The 19,464-nt window shown below is 67.5% G+C and carries 19 protein-coding genes; 1 reads left to right on the forward strand and 18 read right to left on the reverse strand.

The genetic code is table 11. The features are described 5' to 3' along the window. Positions 1 to 5: 5 nt before the first annotated feature. From fmt to WKF39_RS12785, 3 genes are all read right to left on the reverse strand, one after another. Positions 6 to 950 carry a methionyl-tRNA formyltransferase gene (fmt, locus tag WKF39_RS12775; RefSeq protein WP_340388979.1) on the reverse strand — a complete coding sequence of 315 codons (945 nt, stop codon included), beginning with the start codon at positions 948 to 950 and terminating at the stop codon, positions 6 to 8. Positions 951 to 1,079: 129 nt separating this feature from the next. Continuing rightward, positions 1,080 to 2,354, reverse strand: a complete 1,275-nt coding sequence (locus tag WKF39_RS12780) for a hypothetical protein (protein ID WP_340388981.1) — start codon at positions 2,352 to 2,354, stop codon at positions 1,080 to 1,082. Beyond that, the gene (locus WKF39_RS12785; protein ID WP_340388983.1) at positions 2,345 to 3,073 is read right to left on the reverse strand and encodes a hypothetical protein; all 729 of its coding nucleotides are present in this window, start codon (positions 3,071 to 3,073) and stop codon (positions 2,345 to 2,347) included. The genes WKF39_RS12780 and WKF39_RS12785 overlap by 10 nt, the downstream gene beginning before the upstream one ends. An 83-nt stretch (positions 3,074 to 3,156) precedes the next feature. On the opposite strand from WKF39_RS12785, the gene WKF39_RS12790 reads away from it, so the two are divergent. Then, positions 3,157 to 3,660 carry a hypothetical protein gene (locus tag WKF39_RS12790; RefSeq protein WP_340388985.1) on the forward strand — a complete coding sequence of 168 codons (504 nt, stop codon included), beginning with the start codon at positions 3,157 to 3,159 and terminating at the stop codon, positions 3,658 to 3,660. Between the two features lie 3 nt (positions 3,661 to 3,663). On the opposite strand, the gene metK is transcribed toward WKF39_RS12790, so the two are convergent. From metK to WKF39_RS12865, 15 genes are all read right to left on the reverse strand, one after another. Next, a complete protein-coding gene (metK, locus tag WKF39_RS12795) occupies positions 3,664 to 4,857 on the reverse strand; it encodes a methionine adenosyltransferase (protein WP_340388987.1) in 1,194 nt (397 codons plus the stop codon). Positions 4,858 to 4,918: 61 nt separating this feature from the next. Then, on the reverse strand, positions 4,919 to 6,121 hold the full coding sequence (gene coaBC / locus WKF39_RS12800) for a bifunctional phosphopantothenoylcysteine decarboxylase/phosphopantothenate--cysteine ligase CoaBC (RefSeq protein ID WP_340388989.1): 1,203 nt from the start codon (positions 6,119 to 6,121) through the stop codon (positions 4,919 to 4,921). Positions 6,122 to 6,287: 166 nt separating this feature from the next. Beyond that, on the reverse strand, positions 6,288 to 6,578 hold the full coding sequence (gene rpoZ / locus WKF39_RS12805) for a DNA-directed RNA polymerase subunit omega (RefSeq protein ID WP_340388991.1): 291 nt from the start codon (positions 6,576 to 6,578) through the stop codon (positions 6,288 to 6,290). A 39-nt stretch (positions 6,579 to 6,617) separates the two neighbouring features. Then, a complete protein-coding gene (gene gmk, locus WKF39_RS12810; RefSeq protein ID WP_340388993.1) occupies positions 6,618 to 7,220 on the reverse strand; it encodes a guanylate kinase in 603 nt (200 codons plus the stop codon). Then, positions 7,213 to 7,551, reverse strand: a complete 339-nt coding sequence (gene mihF / locus WKF39_RS12815; protein WP_340388995.1) for an integration host factor, actinobacterial type — start codon at positions 7,549 to 7,551, stop codon at positions 7,213 to 7,215. Before mihF ends, gmk begins: the two co-directional genes overlap by 8 nt. 31 nt (positions 7,552 to 7,582) lie before the next feature. Further along, positions 7,583 to 8,014 (reverse strand): hypothetical protein, encoded by a 432-nt coding sequence (locus WKF39_RS12820; protein WP_340388996.1) that lies wholly within the window; start codon positions 8,012 to 8,014, stop codon positions 7,583 to 7,585. Between the two features lie 35 nt (positions 8,015 to 8,049). Continuing rightward, entirely contained in the window at positions 8,050 to 8,886 is an 837-nt protein-coding gene (gene pyrF, locus WKF39_RS12825) for an orotidine-5'-phosphate decarboxylase (RefSeq protein WP_340388998.1), read from the reverse strand. A 115-nt stretch (positions 8,887 to 9,001) separates the two neighbouring features. Next, the gene (carB, locus tag WKF39_RS12830) at positions 9,002 to 12,331 is read right to left on the reverse strand and encodes a carbamoyl-phosphate synthase large subunit (RefSeq protein WP_340389000.1); all 3,330 of its coding nucleotides are present in this window, start codon (positions 12,329 to 12,331) and stop codon (positions 9,002 to 9,004) included. After that, a complete protein-coding gene (gene carA, locus WKF39_RS12835) occupies positions 12,331 to 13,536 on the reverse strand; it encodes a glutamine-hydrolyzing carbamoyl-phosphate synthase small subunit (RefSeq protein WP_340389002.1) in 1,206 nt (401 codons plus the stop codon). Before carA ends, carB begins: the two co-directional genes overlap by 1 nt. Beyond that, a complete protein-coding gene (locus WKF39_RS12840; protein WP_340389004.1) occupies positions 13,533 to 14,828 on the reverse strand; it encodes a dihydroorotase in 1,296 nt (431 codons plus the stop codon). Before WKF39_RS12840 ends, carA begins: the two co-directional genes overlap by 4 nt. After that, complete coding sequence (locus WKF39_RS12845; RefSeq protein WP_340389006.1) at positions 14,825 to 15,796, reverse strand: aspartate carbamoyltransferase catalytic subunit; 972 nt, start codon at positions 15,794 to 15,796, stop codon at positions 14,825 to 14,827. Before WKF39_RS12845 ends, WKF39_RS12840 begins: the two co-directional genes overlap by 4 nt. Next, positions 15,793 to 16,389 (reverse strand): bifunctional pyr operon transcriptional regulator/uracil phosphoribosyltransferase PyrR, encoded by a 597-nt coding sequence (gene pyrR / locus WKF39_RS12850; protein ID WP_340389008.1) that lies wholly within the window; start codon positions 16,387 to 16,389, stop codon positions 15,793 to 15,795. Before pyrR ends, WKF39_RS12845 begins: the two co-directional genes overlap by 4 nt. 153 nt (positions 16,390 to 16,542) lie before the next feature. Continuing rightward, complete coding sequence (locus WKF39_RS12855; protein ID WP_340389010.1) at positions 16,543 to 17,511, reverse strand: glycine betaine ABC transporter substrate-binding protein; 969 nt, start codon at positions 17,509 to 17,511, stop codon at positions 16,543 to 16,545. 1 nt (position 17,512) lies between these two features. Further along, on the reverse strand, positions 17,513 to 18,304 hold the full coding sequence (locus WKF39_RS12860) for an ABC transporter permease (RefSeq protein ID WP_340389012.1): 792 nt from the start codon (positions 18,302 to 18,304) through the stop codon (positions 17,513 to 17,515). Further along, positions 18,301 to 19,434, reverse strand: a complete 1,134-nt coding sequence (locus tag WKF39_RS12865; RefSeq protein WP_340389078.1) for a betaine/proline/choline family ABC transporter ATP-binding protein — start codon at positions 19,432 to 19,434, stop codon at positions 18,301 to 18,303. Before WKF39_RS12865 ends, WKF39_RS12860 begins: the two co-directional genes overlap by 4 nt. Between the last annotated feature and the right edge of the window lie 30 nt (positions 19,435 to 19,464).

Below are 19,464 nucleotides of genomic sequence, written 5' to 3' on the forward strand. Positions count from 1 at the left end.
CTCGTTCATGCGAACGCCGCGCCGTCAGCGAAGGTTGTCCCGCGCGCCCAGTCCGGTGCTGGCATGCGCTTCTTGCCGACGGCTTGAACGTCGCCGAGGACCAGGTCCGTGGTGGTCGTCCCGACTCGAACCTCGTGCTTGCCGATCCGCAGCTCTCCGGGCACCAGGGTGCGCTCGTCGGTGACCGTGGCCGGCCCGATCTTGACTCGTACTGCATCTGCGCCACCGGCCGCCGGGTCCAGCACTGTCCACGCACCGGGCGCCGGAGTACAGCCGCGAATCTGTCGGTCGATCGCGAACGCTGGGCGGGCCCAGTCGATCCGAGCCTCGGCGGTCGTGAGCTTGGGGGCGTAGGAGATGTTGTTCTCGGGTTGCGGGACGGCGGCGATGTCACCGTCCTCGATGTGGTCGACGACGTCGACGAGCAGCTTGCTGCCCCAACCGGACAATCGCTCGAGGAGCTCGGCGGTCGTGTCATCCTCGCGGATGCGCTCGGTGATCGAGCCGAGGACCGCTCCGGCATCGAGCTCCTCGACCAGGCTGAACACCGTCGCCCCGGTCACCTCGTCGCCGGCCATGATCGCACGTTGGACCGGGGCTGCGCCCCGCCAGGACGGGAGCACCGAGAAGTGCAGGTTGATCCAGCCGTATTGCGGGATGTCCAGCGCCTCGCGGCGGATCAGCGCGCCGTAGGCGACAATCGGGATGCAGTCCGGTGCGAGCTCGCGCAGGCGGGACAAGAAGTCCGGATCGGAGGGCTTGGCCGGTTTGAGCACCTCGATGCCATGTGCAGCAGCTGCCTGGGCCACGGGTGACGGTGCCAGGCTTCGGCCGCGGCCGGAGGGCGCATCGGGGCGTGTCAGCACCGCGATCACGTCATGACGGCTTGCGACGAGCGCCTCGAGGGTCGGGAGGGCAGTCTCGGGCGTACCAGCAAAGACGACTCTCACGGCGACGAGTCTAGGCGCCACCCCCGCGCCACCCCGGAGCGGTGCGTCAGCGCCCACGCGCGGCGCGCGGCGATGCGTTGGCGGCCCCGCCCGACACATTCCTGCACGCCAGCGCACCGCTCCCCGGAGTCAGAGGGTCGGGGGGTCGACCTGGATGCGCAGGCCGGGCATCTTGGCGGCGCTGCGCTCCGCGGCCAGGGCAGCGAGGGCCCGCGCCAGCGCCGCGCCCTCACGACGGGGAGCTCGCAGGATCAGCCGCTCTCCCGCCTCGGCTGAGCGGGGATCCGCCGGCACCGGACCGAGGATCTCGGTGTGGGGGGTCCACTCTCGCTGGGCAAGCTCCACCAGCACGTCATCCGGACCACCCACCGTGACCAGCCGCGCGGTCGGCGGCAGGTGCGTCTCGGCGCGGCCCGCGAGCTCTCGGGCGGCAAAACCGGCCGGGTCGGCGCGGACCAGCGCCTGCAACGTCTGGGCGTCACCGATCGCGACGGCCTTGGCGCCGGGTCCGGCGAGCGCCAGGGCGTTGAACCAGCGCCGGTGAGACTCCTCCTCGACGCGTACGTCCGCGCGCGCGAGCATGAGCCACGTGTCGAGCAGGATCACGACGTCGTAGCCGCCCTCGACGCGAGGCTCGGCGCCGGGGGTCGAGAGCACCAGTCGGCGGCCGGGCACGACGTTGTCCACTATCGTCTGGCCGCCCGAGGTCACGACCTCACGGTCGGGAAATGCGCGGGCGAACTCCTCAGCCGTCCGGAGCGCCCCGACAACCGGAGAGCGCAGCTCGGTGCCGCTGCATGATGGGCACGCCCATGGAGAGGCTCCCTGCCCACACCAGCGACAGGTGATCGGCGCGGCCGCCGAGCTCTGCCCGAGCGGGCCGTGACAGGTCGTGCACCGTGCCGCCTCGCGACAGGTCTGGCACGAGAGCGACTCGCGGTAGCCGCGGCGCGGGACCTGCACGAGCACCGCTCCTTCGGCTGCTCGGATCGCCCGGAACGCCTCCTGCGGGAGCCTCACGGGAGCGGCCCCGTCGGTCGACCCGTCCGTGACGGTGAGCCGTGGCCAGGCGCGGCGGCGCTCGCGCTGCTCGGCGACCAGCTCGGTGCACCATCCGCTGTCGATCACCGACTGCCCCTCGGCCGTTCGCGCGTATCCGCCGATCAACACTCCGGTGTCCTGAGCCGCGGCGCGGACCAGCAGGACCTCGCGGGCATGTGGATAGGGCGACCTGGGCTCGGCGAAGAGGTCGTCTCCGTCGTCCCACATCGCGACGAGCCCAAGATCCGCGATCGGGGCGAAGGCCGCGGCCCGAGTGCCGAGCACGACCTGCACCTCACCCCGGGACGCTGCGAGAAATGATCGATAGCGCTCGGCCGGTGGTTGCGAAGCCGTCAGCGACACGTGCCGGCCTCACCCAGGACCTCGGTGAACACCGCGTCCCACCGAGCGACGTCGCGCACATCCGGGACGCACACGACCGCACCCCGGCCCGATCCGAGGGTGGCCAGCACTGCCTCAGCAACGAGCTGAGCGGCGTCTGGGCCTGGCACTGCGGTCAACCAGGCCCGGGGCCGTTCGCCCGCTCGCAGCGCAGCCACGAAGCCGAGCCCGTGGACGTATGTCTGCCAGCCGGCGACGCTGCCGACCGGCAGCGTGCCCCCCGCCGGCGCACCGTGCGCCGACTCGGCGCGGGCATGCCTCGGAGGAATCGCCAGCCGCAACACGTCACCGAGTGTCCCGGCATAGCGATCGGCGACCGCTCGCGCCAACGACAGCACTTCGGGGTGCAGGACCGGCTCGGCAGAGACCACCTTGGCGAGGAAGGCCAGCTGTCCCCCGTGGTCGGAACCAGCCCCTCGTTGGACCACGAAGCCGTCGACCAGGCGACCGGCGAAGCGGACCTTGACCCGGCACCCGGGCACGGTCATCGCGTCGAGCTCCTGCGGGACGAGGTAGTCGAAATAGCGGTCGAGGTGAGCCAGCCCCGTGTCGACCACCACCTGCGCGACCGGCAGCAGAGGAGCCGCTATGACAGCGGGCTTGGTCTTGAGCCTGCGCGACCGGGCCGGAGGCGCCGAAGGGACCAGAGCGAGCTGCTCGGGTTCCTCGTCGCTGTTCACCGTGTAGTTCTACCAGCCGCCACCCACACTCCCTCTGCGGCAGACTGTGACGGACAGAGAGGGACACACTGCCTGGGAGTTCCATGACGGACGGCTACAGACCAACAGCTCGCTTCCACGATCTCGATGTCGGTCCGGATCACCTGCAGTCGCTCATGCCGTTCGACGGCGTCGCGATGTCGTGGCGGCGCGGACCTGACGACACGGCCTACTTCTTCTTCTCCGTCCCGCCCCAGGTGATGTGGCTGCCGCCGGATGACTTCGACTGGTCACGGGTCGACGCCAGGCGGGTGCGTGAGAACGCCGCGGGACGACGCTGGCTCGATGTCGGCGTCCTGGTCGTGTGCCGGCGGTTCGTCGGCGAGGAGATCGGACCGGGTTCGACCAAGATGGCGGTCAACCTCGCCGTGATCATCGACGACCGACTCGGAGACCTCGACACTGTCGACTTCGGCATGGTCGAGATGATCGCCGTGTGCCACCTCACGATGCAGCCGCGTGCTGACCCCGAGGTGGAGCGGCCGGCGGGGCCCGCGCGCGCAGAACAGCCCCCGCCGAAGCGAGGGCTGTTCAGACGGAACGGGTGAGGATCAGGCGCCGGCAGCGGCCTTGAGAGCGTCCGCCCGGTCGGTGGTCTCCCACACGACTCCCGGGAGCTCGCGGCCGAAGTGGCCATAGGCAGCGGTCTGCGCGTAGATCGGCTTGAGCAGGTCGAGATCACGGATGATCGCGGCCGGCCGCAGGTCGAACACCTCGAGAACGGCTTCGCGGATCTTCTCGACCGGTACGGTCTCGGTGCCGAATGCCTCGACGTAGAAGCCGACCGGGTGTGCCTTGCCGATCGCGTAAGCGATCTGCACCTCGACCTTCGAGGCCAGGCCGGCGGCAACGATGTTCTTGGCGACCCAGCGCATGGCGTATGCCGCCGAGCGGTCAACCTTGCTCGGATCCTTGCCGGAGAACGCGCCGCCGCCGTGGCGGGCGTAGCCGCCGTAGGTGTCGACGATGATCTTGCGTCCGGTCAGACCGACGTCGCCCATCGGGCCGCCGATGACGAACTTGCCGGTCGGGTTGACCAGGAGCCGGTAGTCCGAGGTGTCGATGTCGAAGCCCGCGAGGATGACATCGACGACGTGCTTCTTGATGTCGGCAGCCAGCTGCGAGTCCAGGTCGATGCCGTCTTCGTGCTGCGTCGAGAGCACGACGGTGTCCACGCGGACGGGCTTGTCATTGTCGTCGTACTCCACCGTCACCTGGGTCTTGCCGTCGGGACGGAGGTAGGGCAGCGTGCCGTCCTTGCGGACCGCCGTGAGCTGCTCGGCGAGCCGGTGGGCGATCGTGATCGGCAGCGGCATGAGCTCAGGGGTCTCATCACACGCGAAGCCGAACATCAGGCCCTGATCGCCGGCGCCCTGCAGGTCCAGCGGATCTGCCGAGCCCTCGGTGCGACCCTCGAACGCGGTGTTGACGCCCTGGGCGATGTCGGGAGACTGGGCATCGAGCGTGATCTGCACGCCACAGGACGCACCGTCGAAGCCCTTGACCGAGGAGTCATAGCCGATCTCGAGAACCCGGTCACGGGCGATCTTGGCGATGTCGGCGTAAGCCTCGGTGGTGACCTCGCCACCCACGACGATCAGACCCGTCGTGATGAACGTCTCGCAGGCCACCCGGCTCTTGGGGTCCTGGGCCAGCAGGGCGTCGAGGACGCTGTCGCTGATCTGGTCGGCGATCTTGTCCGGGTGACCCTCGGTCACGGACTCGGACGTGAAGAAGCGGCTCACTTTTTCTCCTGGGTTGATGGCTGTAAAGCATTCTAACGAGCGATGTGCCCGGCGGTCCCGGTCAGTCCAAGCGCTGGACCACAGCGTCCCAGATCACGTGCGCGAGCTGGATCTTGGGCCCGTGCGAAATCTCGTCGACCGTGCCGTCGGCGCCGAGGATGACCGCCTCGTTGTCGTCCTGACCGAACACCTTGCCGGCACTGACGTCGTTGACCACCAGGAGGTCACAACCCTTGCGTGCGAGCTTGGCGCGTGCGTGCTCGATCACGCTGGCGTGGGCGTCGCCGGTCTCCGCGGCGAAGCCGACGATGACCGGGCGCTTGCTCGTGCGAGCCTTGACGAGCTCGACGAGGATGTCGGGATTCTCGACCAGGCGTATGTCCGGGGCGAGCCCGTCGGCAGTCTTCTTGATCTTGGAATCGACCCACTCGGCCGGGCGGAAGTCCGCGGGCGCCGCGGCCATGACCACCGCATCAGCGTCCGCCGCGGCGAGATGCATCTGCTGCCGCAGGTCCTCGGTGCTCACGACGGGCACGAGATCGACCCCGGCCGGATCAGGCAGCGAGACATTGGCCGCCACCACGGACACACGGGCGCCGCGGGCCACGGCTGCCTCGGCGAGTGCATAGCCCTGGCGACCCGAAGAACGATTGCCGATGAACCGGACCGGATCGAGGAACTCGCGGGTGCCGCCGGCTGAGATGACGACATGCTTGCCGGCCAGGTCCTGCGGGCGTCCCTCGAGCACCTGGAGGGCAGCAGCAAAGATCTCCGCTGGCGCGGGCAGCCGTCCCTTGCCCGAGTCGGTGCCGGTCAATCGGCCGACCGCCGGTTCGATCACGACATGTCCACGGGAGCGCAGGATCTCGACATTCGCCTGCGTGGCGTCGTGTTCCCACATCTCGGTGTGCATCGCGGGGGCGAAGATGACCGGACAGCGGGCCGTGAGCAGGGTGTTGGTCAAGAGGTCGTCGGCGAGGCCGTGCGCGGCCTTGGCCAGGATGTTCGCCGTCGCCGGAGCGACCAGCACGAGATCAGCACTCTGGCCGATGCGTACGTGCGCCACCTCATCGACGTGCTCGAAGACACCGCTCTGGACGGGTCTGCCGCTGAGCGCCTCCCACGTGGCGGCGCCGACGAAATGGAGCGAGGAGGCGGTGGGCACGACCCGGACGCGGTGTCCGGACTCGGTGAACAGACGAAGAAGCTCGGCGGCCTTGTAGGACGCGATGCCACCGGACACGCCGAGAACGATCTCTGTCATGTCACCCCCGCCGCCAAAAACCCACGATATGGCGGTGGTGAGATGAGACCTGGATGACTCGCTCGCTGGCGCTCACTCATGTCACCCCCGCCGCCAAAAACCCACGACACGGCGGTGGTGAGATGAGACCTGGATGACTCGCTCGCACATGTCCGCGCCTCGGGGCTCAGGCCTTGCCGGCCGCTGCCTCGACCTCGGGATCGATGTCCTCGACCGTCAGCAGGTCCGCGTTGATCTCGCGCAGCGCGATCGAGAGGGGCTTTTCCTGCACTCCGGTCTCCAGGAGCGGGCCGACATACTCCAGCAGACCCTCACCGAGCTGCGAGTAGTAGGCGTTGATCTGGCGCGCACGCTTGGCGCTGTAGAGGACAAGCTTGTACTTGCTGTCCGCCTTCTCGAGCAGGTCGTCGAGCGGCGGGTTGGTGATGCCGATGGCGACCGAGCGTGTCGTGGACACAGATGACCTCACAAAGAATGTTTCCGGGGTGGTGTTCGACTAAGAACGTGACCGACTCGTGCCGGACCTGAACAAGTCTACCAATTCTTCGCAAGCAGTCTCGACATCGGTGTTCACGATCGTCACATCGAACTCCGGCTCCGCCGCCAGCTCTGTATGAGCGGTGCTCAGCCGTCGCTCGCGTTCGGCGGGCCCCTCGGTTCCTCGGCCGACCAGTCGGCGTTCAAGCTCCTCCCAGCTCGGCGGTGCGAGAAAGCACATCAAGGCTCCAGGCATCCGCTCGCGGACTTGACGAGCACCCTGCAGGTCGATCTCGAGCAGCGCCGGCGTGCCCTCACCCAGACGCTGCTCGACGGCGGCGCGGGGAGTCCCGTATCGAGCGGCCCGGTGGACGACGGCCCACTCCAGCAGGCCGTCCTCGGCGACGAGTTGATCGAACTCCTCATCGGAGATGAAGTGATAGTGGACACCGTCGATCTCTCCAGGGCGGGCGGGCCTGGTCGTGACAGAGACCGAGATCCAGATCTCGGGGTGACTGCGGCGTACGCACGCAGCCACGGTGCCCTTGCCGACCGCTGTGGGTCCGGCGAGGACGACGAGTCGAGAAGGGGGTGCGACGGGTGCGGCCGACCCGTCAGGCACGGCCAGAGCGGCCTGTTCGATCCGCGAACTCCGCGATCAGCGCCTTGACCTGATTGGCACCCAGACCCCGTAGCCGGCGGCTGTCGGCGATGCCGATGCGGTCCATGATCTCCTGCGCGCGCACCTTGCCAACACCCGGCATCGACTGCAGGAGGTCGATGACCTTCAGCTTGGCGATGACCTCATTGGCCCGCGACTCCTGGATGACCTCGGTCAGGCTCGCCCGTGAGTGCTTGAGCCGGTTCTTGACCTCGGCGCGCAGCTGCCGGGCGGCGGCCGCCTTCTCGAGAGCAGCTTTGCGCTGCTCCGGCGTCAATATCGGGAGTGCCACTTGCCCCACCTCATCTGTTGGACGAATTGTTTCACTTGAGCTTGATGTCGCACTCCTGCAGCACGTTCTTGACGACTGCGTTGCGCTGCTTGGTCGTGGCGTTGAAGGCTTCGTAGGCCTTGTTGAGCTTCTCGAGCTGGGCCGCGTCGAGCTTCTTGATCTTGGCAGTCTCGGTCATGTCCTCGAGCTTGACCCCGGCGTCCTTCTGGGCCTCGATGATGCCGGTCGTGACCTTGGCCAGCGCGGTCCAGTCCTTCTTGATCGAGGCGGGAGCCTTCTTGCCCACCTCGCCGAACACCTTGGCGTACTTGGCGTAGGCCGCATCGGTGCGCTTCTGGCCGAATGTGTTGAGGGTGGCACGGTCCTTCTCGACCGCTTCGCAGTAGGGATCGCCGCTGCCGCAACCAGCAAGTGTCGTGACCCCGACGATCGTCGTGATCACGGCGGTGGCGGTTCTCTTCATGCAGTGACTCCTTGGGAGGCGGGCAACCCTGAACGCTATGACCCTACAAGTTCGGCATTGACCCGGGCGACCGAATCGCGGAGCGCCTGGACATCCGGGCCGGCCGACAGGACACCTCGCGATGTCGACGGGATGACGTTGTCGATGACGGTTCCGAAAAGTCTCCGGATGTCGTCGACCGTGCCCCCCTGGGCACCGAACCCCGGCACCAGCAGGGGGCCGTTGATCGCGAGGTCCTCGTCGGCGTCACCAATCGTGGCACCGACGACCGCGCCGAAGGATCCCATCGGGTGCTCACCCGCATTGAGGGCCGACAGCTGGGCCAGGATCCCTCCGGCCACGGTGCGCTCACCGCTGCCACCTGCGTCGGGGCCCAGCACGGCGTGCTGCACCTCGGGACCCTCCTTGTTGGAGGTCAGCGCGAGGACGAAGACACCGGCGTCGTTGCGCTCTGCGACATCGAAGAACGGCTGTAGGGAACCGAAGCCGAGGAACGGGCTGACCGTGATCGCATCGGCGGCCATCGGCGCATCCTCGTCGAGGTAGGCGTCGGCGTAGGCAGCCGCGGTCGACCCGATGTCTCCGCGCTTGACGTCGAGGACCACCAACGAGCCGGTGTGGCGCAGGTCCTGGATCGTACGCTCGAGGACCACGACCCCGCGTGCGCCGAATCGCTCGAAGAACGCCGACTGGGGCTTGATGAAGGCGACCTTGCCGGCGAACGCCTCGACGCAGATCGTCGCGAACCGGTCGAGGCCTTCGACATCGTCACTCAGGCCCCACTCGGCCAGCAGCGATGCATGCGGGTCGATGCCGACGCACGCCGGCCCGTATGCCGCCATCGCCGCGCGCGCACGAGATCCGAACGTCATTCCGGCAGCCCCGCGCCGACCGAGAGCCCCGCGCCGACCGATCGTTCTGCGTTTCGGTGGTGAGGGCCACGCAGACGCAGAAGGATCCGTGGACCAGCCGGCAGTGGCGAGGGGCTCATGGGCGACGCCCCTCAGTGACGATGTCGCCCCACTCCTGCAACGAGGTGACGCCGATCTTGCCCTCGATCAGCGCCTCGATGCCCTGGACCGCCGCCGCGAGGCCCTGCACCGTGGTGATGCACGGGATGCCCTCGGCAACAGCTGCGGTGCGGATCTCATAGCCGTCGATCCGGGGGCTTCCACCCGAGGTGACGCCGTGCGGCGTGTTGATGATGAGCTGCACGTCCTGGTCATGGATCTTGTCGACGATCGTGCTGTGGGCCTGGCCGGGCAGCGGCTCCTCGTTGAGCTTGCGCAGAACCGTGGCGTTGACGCCATTGCGCTTGAGGACCAGCGAGGTGCCGCTGGTGGCCAGGATCTCGAACCCCAGGTCGGCGAGCCGCTTGACCGGGAACACCATGTGCCGCTTGTCGCGGTTGGCGACCGACACGAAGACCTTGCCTGACGTCGGCAACCCGTTCTGGGCTCCGGCCTGCGACTTCGCGAATGCCGTACCGAACGCATGGTCCATGCCCATGACCTCGCCGGTCGAGCGCATCTCCGGGCCCAGCAGCGTGTCGACGTAGCGACCTTCGTACGTACGGAAGCGGTTGAACGGCATGACGGCTTCCTTGACCGCGATGGGCGCATGGTCCGGCAGGTGCCCGCCGTCGCCGGTCGCCGGCAGGACCCCGGCCGCACGCAGCTCGGCGATGGACTCCCCCAGCATGAGTCGTGCCGCCGCCTTGGCCAGCGGCGTGGCGGTCGCCTTGGAGACGAACGGCACCGTGCGGGACGCCCGCGGGTTGGCCTCGATGACATAGAGGATGTCCGATGACAGCGCGAACTGGATGTTGATCAGCCCGCGGACGCCGACGCCCTTGGCGATGGCCTCGGTCGACTCGCGGATGCGCTGGATCTCAGTGTCGCCGAGCGTGATCGGCGGCAGTGCACAGGCCGAGTCGCCCGAGTGCACGCCGGCCTCCTCGATGTGCTCCATGACACCGCCGAGGAACAGCTCGGTCCCGTCGAAGAGCGCATCGACGTCGATCTCGATCGCGTCATCGAGGAACCGGTCGACCAGCACCGGCCGCTCGGGAGAGATCTCGGTCGCCCGGTCGATGTAGTCCTTGAGAGTGCCCTCGTCATAGACGATCTCCATGCCTCGGCCGCCGAGGACGTAGGACGGGCGCACGAGCACCGGATAGCCGATCTCGGTGGCGATCTGGCGCGCGTTGGCGAATGTCGTGGCCATCCCGTGCTTGGGGGCCGGCAGATTGGCCGCCGCGAGGACCCGGCCGAAGGCGCCGCGCTCCTCCGCGAGCTCGATCGCGGCCGGTTGGGTGCCGACGATCGGCACGCCCGCGGCCTCAAGACCTGCGGCGAGACCCAGCGGGGTCTGACCACCCAGCTGCACGACGACTCCCTTGACGGGGCCGGCGAGCTGCTCGGCGTGGACGATCTCGAGAACATCCTCGAGCGTCAGTGGCTCGAAGTAGAGCCGGTCCGAGGTGTCGTAGTCCGTCGAGACGGTCTCCGGGTTGCAGTTGACCATGATCGTCTCGTAGCCGACCTCCGACAGCGCCATCGCTGCGTGCACGCACGAATAGTCGAACTCGATGCCCTGGCCGATGCGGTTGGGACCGCTGCCGAGGATCAGGACGGCAGGCTTGGTGCGTGGCTCGACCTCGGTCTCCTCGTCGTACGACGAGTAGTGGTAGGGCGTCTTGGCCGAGAACTCAGCGGCGCACGTGTCCACCGTCTTGTAGACCGGGCGTACGCCGAGCGCATGACGCACTCCCCTGACGACGTCCTCGGGCAGCCCGCGGATCTTGCCGATCTGGGCATCCGAGAAGCCATGCCGCTTGGCCCGGCGGAGCAAGACCGGTGACAGCTCGGTTGCACCCGTCAGCTCCATCGCGACCTCGTTGATCAGCGCGAGCTGGTCGACGAACCACGGATCGATCTTGGTCGCGTCGAAGATCTCTTCGGGGGTGGCATCGGCACGGATCGCATCCATGACCTTCTTGAGCCGGCCGTCGTGCGGGACCCGGATCTGCTCCAGCAGTGCGTCCTTGTCGAGATCGACCCACTCCTTGTGCCAGTCGAAGGCCGCTGCAGGACGCTCAAGGGACCGCAGGGCTTTTTGCAGGGCCTCGGTGAAGTTGCGGCCGATCGCCATCGCCTCGCCGACCGACTTCATGTGCGTCGTGAGGGTCGCATCGGCGGCCGGGAACTTCTCGAACGCGAATCGCGGCACCTTGACGACGACGTAGTCCAGGGTCGGCTCGAATGACGCGGGCGTTTCCCGGGTGATGTCGTTGGGGATCTCGTCGAGCGTGTAGCCGATCGCGACCTTGGCCGCGATCTTGGCGATCGGAAAGCCGGTGGCCTTCGACGCCAGGGCCGACGAGCGGGACACTCGCGGGTTCATCTCGATGACGACGATGCGGCCGTCGGCCGGGTTGACCGCGAACTGGATGTTGCAGCCGCCGGTGTCGACACCGACCTCGCGGATGATGCCGATCGAGATGTCGCGGAGTCGCTGATACTCCACATCGGTCAACGTCATCGCCGGAGCGACCGTGATCGAGTCGCCGGTGTGCACGCCCATCGGGTCGAGATTCTCGATCGAGCACACGATCACGACATTGTCGGCCGTGTCGCGCATGACCTCGAGCTCATACTCCTTCCAGCCGAGGATCGACTCCTCGAGGAGCACCTCGGTGGTCGGGCTCAGCGCGAGGCCGGAGCCGGCGATCCTGTGGAGATCGGCCTCGTCGTAGGCGAGTCCTGAGCCCGAGCCGCCCATCGTGAACGACGGCCTCACGACAACGGGATAGCCACCGAGACCCTCGACGCCGTCGAGGCACTCCTGCATCGTGTGGCAGATGACGGACAGGGCCGACTCCGCGCCCCACTCCTCGGGCAACGTCGCGACCACGGCCTTGAAGGACTCGCGGTTCTCACCCTTCTCGATCGCCTCGATCGACGCACCGATGAGCTCGACGCCGTACTTGTCGAGGACGCCGGCCTCGTGCATCTGGATCGCAGCGTTGAGGGCGGTTTGGCCCCCCAGCGTCGCGAGCAGTGCGTCGGGGCGCTCCTTGGCGATGACCTTCTCGACGAACTCTGCTGTGATCGGCTCGATGTAGGTCGCATCGGCGAACTCAGGATCGGTCATGATCGTCGCCGGGTTGGAGTTGATCAAGATGACCCGGATGCCCTCCTCACGGAGGACGCGGCAGGCCTGGGTGCCGGAGTAGTCGAACTCGCAGGCCTGGCCGATCACGATGGGTCCCGATCCGATGACCAGGACCGACTTGATGTCCGATCTCTTGGGCATCAGAGGCCCCTTCCGTCGTCGATGTGTCCAGCGAGGTCGGGCTTCAAATGCGGCTCACTCGAGGGAGATCGTCCGTCGAGCCGTGAGCCTGCGGCATTCACTCCCTGCATCAAATCCACGAATCTGTCGAAGAGGTAGACCGCATCGTGTGGTCCGGCCGCGGCTTCGGGGTGGTACTGGACGCTGAAGGCCGGCTGGTCGAGCAGCGCGAGGCCTTCGACGACCTGGTCGTTGAGGCATACGTGGGTGACCCGCCCCGAGCCGTAGGGAGTCTCGAACGTCCCCTCGATCGGCGCGTCGACAGCAAAGCCGTGATTGTGCGCGGTGATCTCGACCTTGCCGGTCGTCAGGTCCTGCACGGGCTGGTTGATGCCGCGATGCCCGTAGACGAGCTTGTAGGTCCCGAGGTCGAGTGCGCGGCCGAAGACTTGGTTGCCGAGGCAGATCCCGAAGTAGGGGATGCGCGCATCGAGGACCTGCTTGAGCACGTCGACGACGTGGTCGGCGGTCGACGGGTCACCGGGGCCGTTGGACATGAACACGCCGTCGGGGCCCGTCGCGACGATCTCGTCATATGTCGCTGTCGCCGGCATGACATGCACCTCGATGCCACGCTCGGCCATGCGGCGTGGGGTCATGCCCTTGATACCGAGGTCGATCGCTGCGACGGTGAGCCGCTTCTGCCCGACGGCCGGCACGACGTATGTCTCCGGGGTCGTGACGTCCGCGATGAAGCTTGCGCCCTTCATGCCCGGCGCCGCGTTGACCCGGGCGAGCAGCGCAGGGACGTCGGCGGACACCGAGCTGATGCCTGCTCGCATCGAGCCGCGTTCGCGGAGATGACGGGTGAGGGCACGGGTGTCCACCCCAGCGATCCCCACGACGCCTTGGCCCTCCAGCACGTCGCCAAGGCTCGCGTTGGACCTCCAGCTCGACCGCACCCGGGCGGGATCGCGCACGACGTAGCCATCGACCCAGATCCGGCGCGACTCGAAATCCTCGTCGTTGACCCCGGTGTTGCCGATGTGTGGAGCGGTCATCGCGACGATCTGGCCCTTGTAGGACGGGTCGGTCAGCGTCTCCTGGTAGCCGGTCATGCCGGTGGAGAACACGATCTCGCCGATCGTCTCGCCGGTGGCACCATAGGACTCGCCGTGGAACACCCGGCCGTCCTCGAGCACGAGAACTGCTGGCGCCGGAGTCATACCGTCACCCCTTCGACCAGTGCGCGGCCGAGGACTGTCGGCCTGCCCCGCAGGAGCGTCGCCACGATCTCGCCCGGCAGGGTGAGCCCGGCGTACGGATTGTTGCGCGACAGCGATGCCGTGTCGCGGGCGTCGATGATTCGCGTCGCAGCTGGGTCGATCAGCACGATGTTGGCGGGCTCCCCCACCTCGATGGGGCGCCCCTGGTTGCGTACGCGGCCGATCTCGGCCGGCTTGATCGACATCTTGTCGGCGACCTGCGCCCAGGTCAGGAGCCCCGTGTCGACCATGGTCTGCTGGACGACCGACAGCGCGGTCTCCAGACCCAGCATGCCGAACGCAGCGGCGGACCACTCACACTCCTTGTCCTCCATGGGGTGAGGCGCGTGATCCGTGGCCACGATGTCGATCGTGCCGTCGGCCAGGCCTTCGCGCACGGCCGCGACATCGTCATTGGAGCGAAGCGGTGGATTGACCTTGTAGATCGGGTCATAGCTGCGGACCAGGTCGTCGCTCAGCAGCAGGTGGTGCGGGGTGACCTCGGCGGTGACGTCGATTCCACGCCCCTTGGCCCACCGGATGATCTCGACCGAGCCGCGCGTCGACAGGTGGCACACGTGCAGCCTCGAGCCGACGTGCTCGGCGAGCAGCACGTCACGGGCGATGATCGCCTCTTCGGCGACCGCCGGCCAGCCGGTCAGCCCGAGCTCGCCGGACAGCGGGCCCTCGTTCATCTGGGCGCCTTCGGTAAGGCGGGGTTCCTGCGCGTGCTGCGCGATGACGCCGTCGAACGCCTTGACGTACTCCAGAGCCCTGCGCATGATCACGGCGTCCGAGACGCACTTGCCATCGTCGGAGAACACCCGGACGCCGGCGGCCGAGTCGGCCATCGCGCCGAGCTCGGCCAGCCGCGAGCCACCCAGGCCGATCGTGACGGCACCGACCGGCTGCACGTCGCAGTAGCCACCCTCTCGGCCCAGGCGCCACACCTGCTCGACGACCCCAGCCGTGTCGGCGACGGGATCGGTGTTGGCCATGGCGTGCACGCACGTGAACCCGCCACGGGCCGCGGCCCTGGATCCGCTCAGGACCGTCTCGGCATCTTCTCGGCCGGGCTCACGCACATGGGTGTGCAGGTCGACGAGGCCGGGCAGCGCGACGAGGCCGGTCGCGTCGATCGACTCGTCGGCGGTGAGTCCCGTGCCGATCCCGGTGATGACACCGTCCTCGATAGTGATGTCGTTGGTGCTCTCGCCGAGGATGTTGGCTCCCCGGATGACGTACGAGGTCATGCCCGTCCTTCGTTTGCAGAGTCTCGATCGGTGGTTTCGGTGTCTCCAGCGGCGCCGCCGAGGAGGAGGTAGAGGACGGCCATGCGTACGGCCACACCGTTGGTGACCTGCTCGACGATGACCGACCGCACATGGTCGGCAACATCGGCGGTGATCTCCATGCCTCGATTCATCGGGCCTGGGTGCATCACGATCGCGTGGTCGGGCAGCCGGTTGAGTCGGGGGGTGTCGAGTCCGTACCGGCGGCTGTACTCACGGGCGCTGGGGAAGAAGGCGGCGTTCATGCGCTCCTGCTGCACCCTCAGCATCATGACGGCGTCGGCCTTCTCCAGCGACGTGTCGAGGTCGTACGACGTCTCGACCGGCCACTTCTCGATGCCGACCGGCAAGAGCGTTGGCGGCGCGACCAGCGTGACATGGGCGCCCAGGGTGTCGAGCAGGAGCGCGTTGGAGCGTGCCACCCGACTGTGCAGGACGTCGCCGACGATCGTGATGTTCTTGCCCTCGATGTCACCGAGGTGCCTGCGCATCGTGAAGGCGTCGAGCAGGGCCTGCGTCGGATGCTCGTGCGTGCCGTCCCCGGCGTTGATGACCGCGCCGTTGGTCCACTTGGCATTGGCGAGCCGGTGCGGCGCGCCGGAGTGCTGGTGGCGGATCACGACCGCGTCGGCGCCCATTGCCTGCAGGGTCAACGCGGTGTCCTTGAGGCTTTCGCCCTTGGAGACGCTGGAGCCCTTGGCGGAGAAGTTGATGACATCGGCGCTCAATCGCTTGGCGGCCGCCTCGAACGAGATGCGGGTGCGGGTCGAGTCCTCGAAGAACAGGTTGACCACGGTCCGCCCCCGCAGGGTCGGCAGCTTCTTGATCGGCCGGCTCGCGACACCGAGGAGCTCCTCGGCCGTGTCGAGGATGCGAATCGCATCCGTACGGTCGAGATCGCCTGCGCTGAGCAGATGCTGGAACGTCATGTCGTGGCGCCTCCGGTGATGGCTACCCGATCGTGGTCGTCGATCTCGGTGAGGCCGACCTTGACCTTCTCGACCAGCGAGGTCGGCAGGTTCTTGCCCACGAAGTCGGCCCGGATCGGCAGCTCACGATGACCCCGGTCGATCAGCACTGCGAGCTGGACGGCCTTGGGGCGACCCAGCTCGTTGAGCGCGTCGAGCGCCGCGCGGATCGTTCGTCCGGAGAACAGCACGTCGTCCACGAGGACGACGATCTTGCCGTCGATGTCGTCGGGGATCTCGGTGTGCTCGAGGGCTCGGGCCGGCTTGAGTCGCAGGTCGTCGCGATACATCGTGATGTCGAGCGCGCCGGCGGTGATCGCGCGGCCCTCGACGTCGGACATACGGCTCGCGATGCGCCGGGCCAGGTGCACTCCGCGGGTCGGGATGCCGAGCAGGACGAGGTCCGAGGAGTCGCGGTTGCGCTCGAGGATCTCGTGCGTGATGCGGGTCAACGCCCGGGAGATGTCCTTGTCGTCCAGGACCGTTCGCGCCGGTGCGAGATCGCGGGGTTCGTGCGCCGTGTCAGCACGGGGGGCGTCATCAGACGCGGCCATGTCTGACCTCCTTCTCCGCCTCTCGGGACGGCCGTTAAAGGATGTCGTTGTTCGTCGCACAGCCTAGCAGCGGTCCCCGGTTCCCCAGGACACGGCTCGGCACTTCGCAACGCTGTCCGCGGAAGAGCTTTGTGCCCCATCCGGAGCGGGACGCTACTTCAACAGACCCTCGTCGATGAGCCATTCCCTGGCCACGATCGCCGGGTCGTCGCCGTCTGCGTCGACCTTGGAGTTGAGCCGCAGCATCGTCTTGTTGGTCAGCTTCGGGTTGAGCTGCGCGAAGATCTCCTTGAGCTCGGGGTGCTCCTTCAGCAGGTCCGAGGAGATGACCTCAGTCAGGTTGTAGAGCGGGAAGAACTGTTTGTCGTCCTCCAGCACCGTCAGTCCAAGCCCTGGGATGCGGCCGTCGGTCGTGAACACCTCACCGAAGTTGCACGTGCCGTCAGCGGTCGCGGTGTAGACCACGCCGGTATCCAGCGAAGTGACCTTGCCGATGTCGCCCTTGCCCAGCCCGTACGCCTTGAGCATCGGGACGAACCCGTCGTCTCGCGCGGCGAACTCGCTCTCGACACAGAACGTGAGGTCCTTCTTGGGCAGGTCCTTCAGGTCGGACAACTTCTTGACCTTGAGCTTCTTGGCCGCCGCTGCGCGGATCGCGAAGGCGTACGTGTTGTTGAGCGGCGCTGGCTCCAGCCAGGTGAGGCCGTTCTTTCGGTCCGCCTTGTCCACTGCCTCCCACTGGGCGTTCTCCCCCTTGATGGGCTTGTCGTTGCCGAGGTAGTTGATCCAGCCTGTGCCCGTGTACTCAGGTGTGATGTCCGCCGTGCCGCCGGTCAGCGCGGCCCGCGCGCCGAAGCTGCCCGGCGTGTTCGTCAGGTTGGTGACCTCAGCGCCCGCGGCGTTGAGGATGATCGAGAGCATGTTGCCGAGGATCAGCTGCTCGGTGAAGTCCTTGGCAGCAACCGTGAGGCTGACACCCTCCAGCGAGTCGTAGTGCTTGATCGTGCCTGGTTCGGCGTCCAGCACGGCACCGCTGGCCGAACGCAGCCCGCAGCCCGCAGAGAGGGCGAGACAGGCGACGACCATGACGACGGCGGACAAGCGACGATCGGTGCGCGTCATGTCAGATTCCCTTCGGTGCTGCCACAAGCTCGACGAGACGCGCGAGCCAGTCGATGAACAGAGCGAGCGCCGCGACCAGGATCGCACCGACGATGAGCGTCACGTCCTGCTGCAGCGTGATGCCGGTCTTGATGAGCGTGCCGAGTCCACCGCCGCCAGTGAATGCTGCGAGCGTAGCGGTGCCGACGATCAGCACGAGGGCCGTGCGGACGCCGGCGACGATGATCTTGAGCGCAAGCGGCAGCTCGACCCGGACGAGGGTCGAGAAGGCCGACATCCCCATCCCGCGGGCCGCCTCGACCAGCCGGGCGTCGACGCTGTTGAGACCCGTGACGGTGTTGGCGACGATCGGCAGAACCCCGTAGACCGTGAGGGCGATGACCGCCCCCCAGAAGCCGATGCCGAACAGCACCTGACCAAGTGCGATCAGGCCGATGGCTGGAGCGGCCTGGCCGAACCCGGCCACCGTCGTCACGGGCTTGGCGAAGCTTCGCATCGCGCCCCGGGTCAGCAGGATGCCGAGCGGGATGGCCACGAGACAGGTCAGCAGCGTCGCGGTCACGCTGATGGACATGTGCTGGCGCAGCAGTGCCAGCAGCTCGTCGACGCTCAACGAGCGACGTTCAGTCTCGGAGACCGATGCGGTGTTGACGTAGACCAACGACGCCACGACCGCTACGACGCAGATAGTGGGCTGCAGGAACCAGCGCAGACGACCTGGCCGGTCGACACTGACCGTCGAGGCTGCATCAACCTGGACCTCGGACTGCGGGTCGGCGACACTGGCCGTCACGAGACCGTCTCCGCGTCCTCGGCCGCGCTGCGGATGTCGCTCATCGCGGCCATGATCGTCTCGACCCGGACGACGCCCTGGTACGCATTGCGGCGGCCGGTCACGACGACGACGCCGTGCGAGGCCGTCAGCATCTCATCAAGCGCATCGTTGAGGGTCGACGCGAGACTGACGGACTCCAGATCGAGGTCCCGCTCGACCCTGGCCAGCGAACCGGGGTGCTCGAGCTCACGCAGCGACATCCAGCGTTGAGGGCGCTCCTGCTCGTCAAGCACGACGACGTGCTCGCGTCCGATCGCCCGGGCTGCGGCGATGGCCGCCTTTTCGTCGCCACCGACGTGCGCGACGGCCGCCTCGTGGAGCTCGACGTCGCGCACACGGGTCAGGGTCAGCTGCTTGAGCGCTGCGCCATGCCCGACGAACCCACGGACGAAGTCGTCGGCCGGGTTGCTGAGGATGCGTTCGGGCGTGTCGTACTGCACGATCTCGGACCCGACCTGCAGGATCGCGATGCGATCGCCGAGCTTGACCGCCTCGTCGAAGTCGTGGGTCACGAAGACGATCGTCTTGCGCAGCTCCTCCTGGAGCCGCAACAGCTCGTCCTGCAGGCGCTGACGGGTGATGGGGTCGACCGCACCGAACGGCTCGTCCATCAGGAGCACGGGCGGGTCGGCCGCCAGGGCGCGTGCCACGCCAATGCGCTGCTGCTGACCGCCCGACAGCTCACGCGGATAGCGGTGGCGGTACTGGCCCGGTTCGAGGTTGACCAGCTCGAGGAGCTCATCGACGCGGGCGCTGGTGCGCTTCTTGTCCCACTTGAGCAGACGCGGGACCAGCGAGATGTTGTCGGCGACCGTCATGTGCGGGAACAGGCCTGCCCCCTGGATCACGTAGCCGATGTGACGCCGCAGCTCGTCGACGTTGCGGTCGGTGACATCGTCATCACCGATGAAGATGCGGCCGCTCGTCGGCTCGATGAGCCGGTTGATCATCTTCATCGTGGTCGTCTTGCCGCAGCCCGACGGACCGACGAGCACGACGATCTCGCCTGCCGGGATCTCGAGCGTCACGTTGTCGACGGCAGCCTTGTCCTGGCCCGGATAGCGCTTCGTGACGCCGTCGAGCAGGATGCGTGCCCCACCAGCGCTGGCCGGGTGGGG

The organism is Aeromicrobium sp. (assembly GCF_037719875.1).
Classification (GTDB): Bacteria; Actinomycetota; Actinomycetes; order Propionibacteriales; family Nocardioidaceae; genus Aeromicrobium.

Excerpts from the sequence above, each read along its gene's own strand:
- WKF39_RS12790 (WP_340388985.1), top strand. The coding sequence starts at position 3,157 with ATGACGGACGGCTACAGACCAACAGCTCGCTTCCACGATCTCGATGTC.
- coaBC (WP_340388989.1), bottom strand. The coding sequence starts at position 6,121 with ATGACAGAGATCGTTCTCGGCGTGTCCGGTGGCATCGCGTCCTACAAG.
- WKF39_RS12820 (WP_340388996.1), bottom strand. The coding sequence starts at position 8,014 with ATGAAGAGAACCGCCACCGCCGTGATCACGACGATCGTCGGGGTCACG.
- pyrF (WP_340388998.1), bottom strand. The coding sequence starts at position 8,886 with ATGACGTTCGGATCTCGTGCGCGCGCGGCGATGGCGGCATACGGGCCG.
- carB (WP_340389000.1), bottom strand. The coding sequence starts at position 12,331 with ATGCCCAAGAGATCGGACATCAAGTCGGTCCTGGTCATCGGATCGGGA.
- carA (WP_340389002.1), bottom strand. The coding sequence starts at position 13,536 with ATGACTCCGGCGCCAGCAGTTCTCGTGCTCGAGGACGGCCGGGTGTTC.
- WKF39_RS12840 (WP_340389004.1), bottom strand. The coding sequence starts at position 14,828 with ATGACCTCGTACGTCATCCGGGGAGCCAACATCCTCGGCGAGAGCACC.
- WKF39_RS12845 (WP_340389006.1), bottom strand. The coding sequence starts at position 15,796 with ATGACGTTCCAGCATCTGCTCAGCGCAGGCGATCTCGACCGTACGGAT.
- pyrR (WP_340389008.1), bottom strand. The coding sequence starts at position 16,389 with ATGGCCGCGTCTGATGACGCCCCCCGTGCTGACACGGCGCACGAACCC.
- WKF39_RS12855 (WP_340389010.1), bottom strand. The coding sequence starts at position 17,511 with ATGACGCGCACCGATCGTCGCTTGTCCGCCGTCGTCATGGTCGTCGCC.